At 42.1% G+C, this 6,796-nt stretch carries 5 protein-coding genes; 3 read left to right on the forward strand and 2 right to left on the reverse strand.

Translation table 11 applies throughout. The features are described 5' to 3' along the window. The 3 genes from RDO37_RS07370 to RDO37_RS07380 form a co-directional block, all read left to right on the forward strand. The coding region (locus tag RDO37_RS07370; RefSeq protein WP_308498625.1) for a DNA methyltransferase at positions 1-1,974 on the forward strand (1,974 nt) is incomplete at its 5' end. Between the two features lie 58 nt (positions 1,975-2,032). After that, the gene (locus RDO37_RS07375; RefSeq protein WP_308498626.1) at positions 2,033-4,180 is read left to right on the forward strand and encodes a DEAD/DEAH box helicase; all 2,148 of its coding nucleotides are present in this window, start codon (positions 2,033-2,035) and stop codon (positions 4,178-4,180) included. 9 nt (positions 4,181-4,189) lie between these two features. After that, positions 4,190-5,548 carry a GIY-YIG nuclease family protein gene (locus RDO37_RS07380; protein ID WP_308498627.1) on the forward strand — a complete coding sequence of 453 codons (1,359 nt, stop codon included), beginning with the start codon at positions 4,190-4,192 and terminating at the stop codon, positions 5,546-5,548. A gap of 94 nt (positions 5,549-5,642) precedes the next feature. Here the strand turns inward: RDO37_RS07380 and RDO37_RS07385 are convergent, their stop codons facing one another. Next, positions 5,643-6,083, reverse strand: coding sequence for a BsuBI/PstI family type II restriction endonuclease (locus RDO37_RS07385; protein ID WP_308498628.1), 441 nt, complete (start codon positions 6,081-6,083; stop codon positions 5,643-5,645). A 101-nt stretch (positions 6,084-6,184) separates the two neighbouring features. After that, on the reverse strand, positions 6,185-6,700 hold the full coding sequence (locus tag RDO37_RS10865) for a flagellin (RefSeq protein WP_374045310.1): 516 nt from the start codon (positions 6,698-6,700) through the stop codon (positions 6,185-6,187). Between the last annotated feature and the right edge of the window lie 96 nt (positions 6,701-6,796).

The raw sequence follows: 6,796 nt of genomic DNA on the forward strand, positions 1-6,796 counted from the left end.
TCACCTGCCGTTTTCGGTGCTATGTTCCAAGGCGCTATGAACAAAGAAGAGCGCCGCAACATGGGTGCTCACTATACCTCAGAAGAGAACATTCTCAAGCTCATTAAGCCATTGTTCCTTGATGATCTCTATGCTGAGTTTGAAGAACTAAAGAAAAAGGCTGAGCCACTCAAGTTAGGTGCTGCCACTGCCAAACGCGCCGATAGCTCTCGTCGTAAGAATTTTGCCGTACGCAAAATGTTCTATGACTTCTTAGAACGAGTAGGCGAGCTCAAGTTCCTTGATCCTGCATGTGGTTGCGGTAACTTCCTCCTTGTCACATACAAAGAGCTACGTACTCTTGAGAATGCAGTCTTTGACTACATCAACGAAGGTGCCTTTACAGACTCCTTTATCAACATTAATCAGTTCTACGGTATCGAGATCGAGGATTGGCCTGTTGAAATTGCCCACGTCTCTATGTGGCTCATGCAGCACCTCATGAACCAGCAAGCTAACGCTCGCTTCGGCTCAAATATCTCATCCATCCCATTAAAATCCTCAGCAACAATAGTTAGAGCCAACGCCCTTACCACCGACTGGAACGACATCCTTCCAGCGTCAGAGTGCAGCTACATCCTTGGTAATCCACCGTTTGGAGGCACTACATACACTACTGATGAGCAAAAACAGTGGCTTAAAGATGTCTATCCTCCAAAATACAAGCTTGGTCTAGCAGACTTTGTAACAGGATGGTTTGTAAAAGCATCTGACTACATGCTGCAGAATAAGCATGTGCATACAGCATTTGTAGCAACCAACTCAATCTGCCAAGGCGAGCAGGTCAATACTCTATGGGGATTGCTGTTAGACAAAGGTATACATATCAACTTCGCATATAAGCCGTTCCAATGGTCTAACGATGCAGCAGGCAAGGCTGCTGTTTTTTGCGTTATAGTTGGATTCTCATATAAAAATCAGCAATATCCAATGTTTTATACAGTAGATGCAAAGTGTAGCGAGCTTGCAATAGAGCAATGTACATGTATCTCTCCGTATCTTACAAACTGTACAAAGCCTGTAATAGTTGAAAGAAGAAACAACCCAATTATTGATGGGATAAACCTAATCTTTGGTAACAAGCCAGCTGATGGCGGTAACCTTATTTTGTCATATGATGATGGTCAGAATCTAATTCTTAAACATCCTGAAGTAAAACCATTTTTAAAGAAGCTAGTTGGTAGTAGTGAGCTTATGAAGAGTGAGTTTAGATACTGCTTATGGTTAAAAGATGAGGACAAGGAAAAATGGTCTCAAATACCAGAGATCATTGCTCATGTTAATGATTGTGCAAATTGGAGAGGAGCTCAAGTAAAGACAGGAGATGCTTACAAGCTCCGTGATATCCCTTGGAGCTTTAGAAGCCAAACTAATCCAGAAAGAGCTCTTGTTGTTCCGAGAGTATCATCTGAAAGACGTAAATATGTGCCTATTGGATTCGTTAAAAAAGACACGATAGTAGGCGATAGTGCTTTCTTGCTTCCTAATGCAACTTACTACGATTTTGGCGTCCTAACGTCTCTCATGCATAACGTCTGGATTAGGTTTACTTCTGGCAGGTTAAAGTCTGACATACGTTACTCTCGCGACATGACATTCAACACCTTTGTGTGGCCTGAGGTTAGTGACGAGCAGCGTGACGAGATCGATAAGCTTGCTAAAGAGATCTTGCTGACTCGTATCGATTTTGAAACTCAGTTTACTCTGGGTGAGATGTATAACCCGGAGAACATGCCTGATGAACTTAAGGATGTTCATAATAGACTCGATGCTGCAGTTGAGCGTGCTTATCGTGAGGAGCCTTTTAAGGACGATGAGGAACGCTTGTCTTTCTTACTTGACCTTTACTCTAAAGCGATTGCTGCTGAGGAAAAGGAAAAGTTAAAGAGCGCCAAGCCAAAGAAAAAGAAAGCTACCGTTAAAGCTGATAGTTAAGCACTACTTAATAATTAAGTAGATGATTTTTGATGAGTCAAACATAAGAGGATTGAATATGAGTGAGCAGCACAAGGGTGAAGAGGTTGCTGTAGGCAGACTGCAGGTACATAACGTAGGCTCTTATAGCTTTTCACAGACTGGCCAAAGTTCTGCGGCAAATGCTATGGGTATGCGTGAAATGCAAGCTCGTGCTTTTGAAAAGCGAGACTCTCAGTACTTACTCATTCAGGCACCACCGGCTTGTGGTAAATCACGTGCTCTTATGTTCTTAGCTCTTGATAAGGTCATCAATCAAGGCATTAAGAAAGTCATCATATCCGTGCCTCAGATTGCTATTGGCTCAAGCTTTAATGACACTGAGCTAAGTAAGTTTGGCTTCTTTGCTGACTGGCATTTAGATTCAAAGTACAACCTTTGTGCACCTGGTGGAGAGACTCAGAAAGTAGCTCAGGCTATTAAGTTTTTAGAGGATGATAACGCACACTACCTTTTATGTTCTCACGCAACTTTAGTCTACTTCTATGACAAGGTTAAGGATAAGTCAGTCTTCAATCAGGCTTTAGTTGCGATTGATGAGTTTCATCATGTCTCTGAAGAAGCAGACAACCGCTTAGGTAATGTAATTCATGAGCTGATGACCAAGACATCGGCACATGTCATTGCAATGACAGGATCATACTTTAGAGGTGACAGTGTACCTGTGCTGTCTGTTGAGGATGAGAAGAAGTTTGATCGTGTTGTTTACACTTACTATGAGCAGCTCAACGGTTATAAGTACCTCAAATCATTAGGTATTGATTACGCTTTCTATGAAGGTAACTGGTTAGATGCTGTGCCAAAGCTTCTTGATTTAGATAAGAAGACTATCATCCATATTCCTAATGTGAACTCTAAAGAATCTAGCGGTGACAAGCTTAACGAAGTAGGCCAACTTATTGACTATATTGGTGAGCGCGTAGCTAGAGATCCTAAGACAGGCATCATCACGGTTAAGAGTGCTAATGGAAAGACCCTTAGAATTGCTGATCTCGTATCCGACACCATTGCAGGTATGCAGGGCGTAACATTAGCTGCACTGCGTGAACCTGAAACACTAAATACTGTTGATGTAATTATTGCATTAGGCATGGCCAAAGAGGGCTTTGATTGGCCTCAATGTGAATATGCTTTGACAGTAGGCTATCGTTCATCATTGACCGAAGTTGTACAGATTATAGGTCGTGCTACACGTGACTGCCCAGGCAAAGAACACGCTCAATTTACTAACCTCGTAGCCATGCCTACAGCAATGGTAGATGACGTAACTGATGCAGTTAACAGTCTCCTTAAAGCTATCACTTTATCTTTGCTGATGGAGCAGGTGTTAGCTCCTAACGTACATTTTAAAAAGCGTGGTGAAGTCGAGCCTACAACTCCAGAGCAAAAAGAGCAGAAAAAGATCGAGAGTATCAAGAAGAAGATTGGTGATCAGATTGAGATCACCATTGATGATGACAGCATGTCTGATGATGCTCTTAAGATCATCAATGAGGAATATGCCGATATTGTAGCTAAGGTGATTAACTCATCTAATACAGTCAAAAAGGCTATTGCGAATGGTGGTGATGATATTTCCAAGTTATTAGTGGCAGAGGATGTTTCTTCTGTTATTCGTGAGTACCATCCTGAGCTAAGTGATAGTGATATTGCTGCCATGTCTGAGGCTGTAGTCACTGAGATGATTATCAAGACACTGCCACTATTTAAGAAAAAAGATGACAAAAAAGTACCAGATACTCCGGACATCCCTGATAATCCAGATCAACCAGAACAACCTGTAGTGATTGTTCAAGATCATGAGAATCGAACTTTTGTGAAAATCAAAGATAAGTTCATTAATGTTGATGAACTCGATTTCAACATGATCGGCTCAATCAATCCGTTCCAAGATGCATACATCTTTATCTCAAAGGCAGTAAAGCCAGAGCTGTTAAAGCTCATGCAAAATCAGATTAATGCTTGGCGTGAAAAGATGACTTTGGATGTAGCATTAGAGTTATGGCCTCATATTAATACCTTCAGAATAGAGCATGATCGTATGCCTGATCCTAAGTCTACTAACGACTTTGAGCGTCGTTTAGGCGTGGCTTTTGAGTACATTCTTCAAAAGAAGCGTGAGGCCAATGCAAAGGCAGCATCATCAGCTGAAGCTCACAATAGCTAAGGTGATGATATGAAGTTCAATATTGATCTGCCTGTTAAACGTCCTAAGTCACTTGATGAGCTCTTTGATAATGATCCTTATGGTCTGCTAGCAGATGTCGGCAAGTCTAAGGTGTCGATGAACGACACGCAAAAGATCATGTCTGAACTTGAGGATATTAAAGAGTTCATTAAAGAGCACCAACGTTTGCCATACGAGGCTAGCGATGACTTTGAAGAGCAGATTCTTTTCAAGCGCTATCAAAAGGTCTTGTCTGTCTATTCTGCTGCTAAAGAAGAATGTGAGGCATTGCTACCTGAGGAGCTGCGTTCAAAGAAAACTGAAAAGATCTCAAGAACTAGCATGACTCGTGACGAGGTGATCAAAAAAGAGGTTGAGGATATGCACTCACGCCTCTTTACTGATTTGGATTCCGTTTTTGCTGCAGATCCTTTAGGACTTCTTGATGATGTAGGTCAAAGTGATCTTGTCGTAGAACATGAGTACTGGCGCGACACTGATGCCTATAAAGCAAAGACTTTTGTCTTTGAGGAGCCATTAGCGAAAGCCGTAAAGTGCGCTGAGTTTGATAAGTTCAAGCGCTACTTTAATGAGGTAAAGCTTTTACTGAAGCAAAACCATGTAAAGCAGGTAAAGATAGTTGGTGGCGACAGCATTGATATCGTGCCTGGACAGTTTTTTGTGATTGATGGAGTCTTTAGCTTAATTGCCGAAGCTAGCCTCGAGGATAAGAAGACCAGCAAGGCATCAAAAAAGATTAAGTATAGAGTTAGACAAATTTTCGATAATGGCACTGAGAGTAGTCCATACAGTACATCTGTAAAGGCATCGTTCTATAAGAGCGTGCCTCCTTGTGTGCGTTTAGTTGAGAACGATGATATTGGCAGAGAGTTCTTTTCTCGCTTAGTTAGGGAGCTAGACCCGCTTTTTGAGAAGCTTGATAACGCTGGTAAGCCTGATGGATACGTTTATATCTTGGGCACTTTGAGTACCGAGCCTGTGATTCAAAAGTTCTTAGAGCATAGCCACCTTATCAAGATAGGTTATACCAGCAATACAGTTGAAGAACGTATTGCCAATGCTCAGAACGAAAGTACTTACTTATGTGCGCCTGTCAAAGTATTGCGTACCATTGCTTGTAAGAACTTTGACGCCTTAGCACTTGAGAATGCACTTCATAACATTTTTGCAGCGCATCGTTTGAATGTGACGCTTAAAGATAATGAGGGCCACACATACAAGCCTAAGGAGTGGTTTACCGTAAGTGCTGATACCGCCTGTGAGGTAGTTGAACATATCATGGCTCAAGACCTTAACAAGTATTACATTGACCCAATCCAAGGCCGTCTCAAGCTAAAGCAAAAGTAAAACTTATCTATCAAGCTATGCTTTCTGTAGTAAAGCCTATGTTTTAATGCCTGCTTATGTGCGGGCGTTGATGCAAGCCTAATGATGGAGATCTCTAGTCAAAGCTGATGATCTTTGTAGGCTGATCGGCTACCCATACATCGGTGCTCCAGGCGATTGAATCGCATACCTTTGAGTAGCTTTCCATGCGATCAAACACTGAAAGATAAGCGCACTTTAGCTTAGTTGATGATGCGATCTTATCGAGCTCTTGTTTGCGTTCAGTATCGATGTGTCCACATAAGTGATCGCATGATACTAAACACAGCCATGGCTCTTTAGGATCATCAACCTTAAGCAATAGATCTGTTTTTCCAATGAGCTCATTAGTGTTAAGGCTAAGATCTGAAAGTGCACTCTGATCTTGGTGGATCACTGAGCTGTGATCTCCTGCAATAAAGACAGGTATAGAAGCAGATGCATGCTCAGGCACAAAGCTGTCTAATACAGACTTTATTAGTTCATCTGCGATCTTAAGATCTTGGCAAGTGGTCATGTTTTCCTCGATTCTACAAACGCAAAAGGCAGCACCAACAGTACTGCCTTTTTAGAACTTGATTATTCGTCGTCAGCTAACTTACGACTATGACTTTTGAACTATTGACCCTGACCTAAGAGCTGCAGCGCAATAGTTGGACGCTGATTTGCCTGAGTCAGAATAGTCTGAGAAGCCTGCTGAATGATCTGATTAGAGGTCAGAGCAGCTGTCTCCATTGCAAAGTCGGTGTCACGAATACGTGAGCGGGCGTCGGATTCGTTCTCAGAAATTGAGGCCTGATTACGAATAGTACTTTCCATACGATTTTGTATTGCGCCAAAGGCCGCACGCTTGGAATCTACTGCATCAATGAATCTATCGATTTGAGCTAAAGTTGTTTGTGCTCGCTTAGGATCATCGACCATCCAACGTACAGTAGATAGCTGCCATTTGCCTTGAGCATCTTGTTGTCCAAAGAAGCCTTTGGTCAAATCAGCTTGTTGAATAGGGGTGTTTCCAGGTGTGTACTTATTAGGTGCAATTGCAGGATCGGCCATCGCGCCAATACCAAGAAGGGTAAATGCATCGCATTTTAAAGCGATCTCATCCTTTGCGTTAGCGCCTATGTGAAACAAATCATCCAGTCAAGTACTTTTTATACAGCAGATAGCGTGCCAGAACAGCAGCAAAAGATTTGACGCGATTCTGAGCGTCAAATCTACAAAAGCGCA

The organism is uncultured Anaerobiospirillum sp. (assembly GCF_902485895.1).
Classification (GTDB): Bacteria; Pseudomonadota; Gammaproteobacteria; order Enterobacterales; family Succinivibrionaceae; genus Anaerobiospirillum; species Anaerobiospirillum succiniciproducens.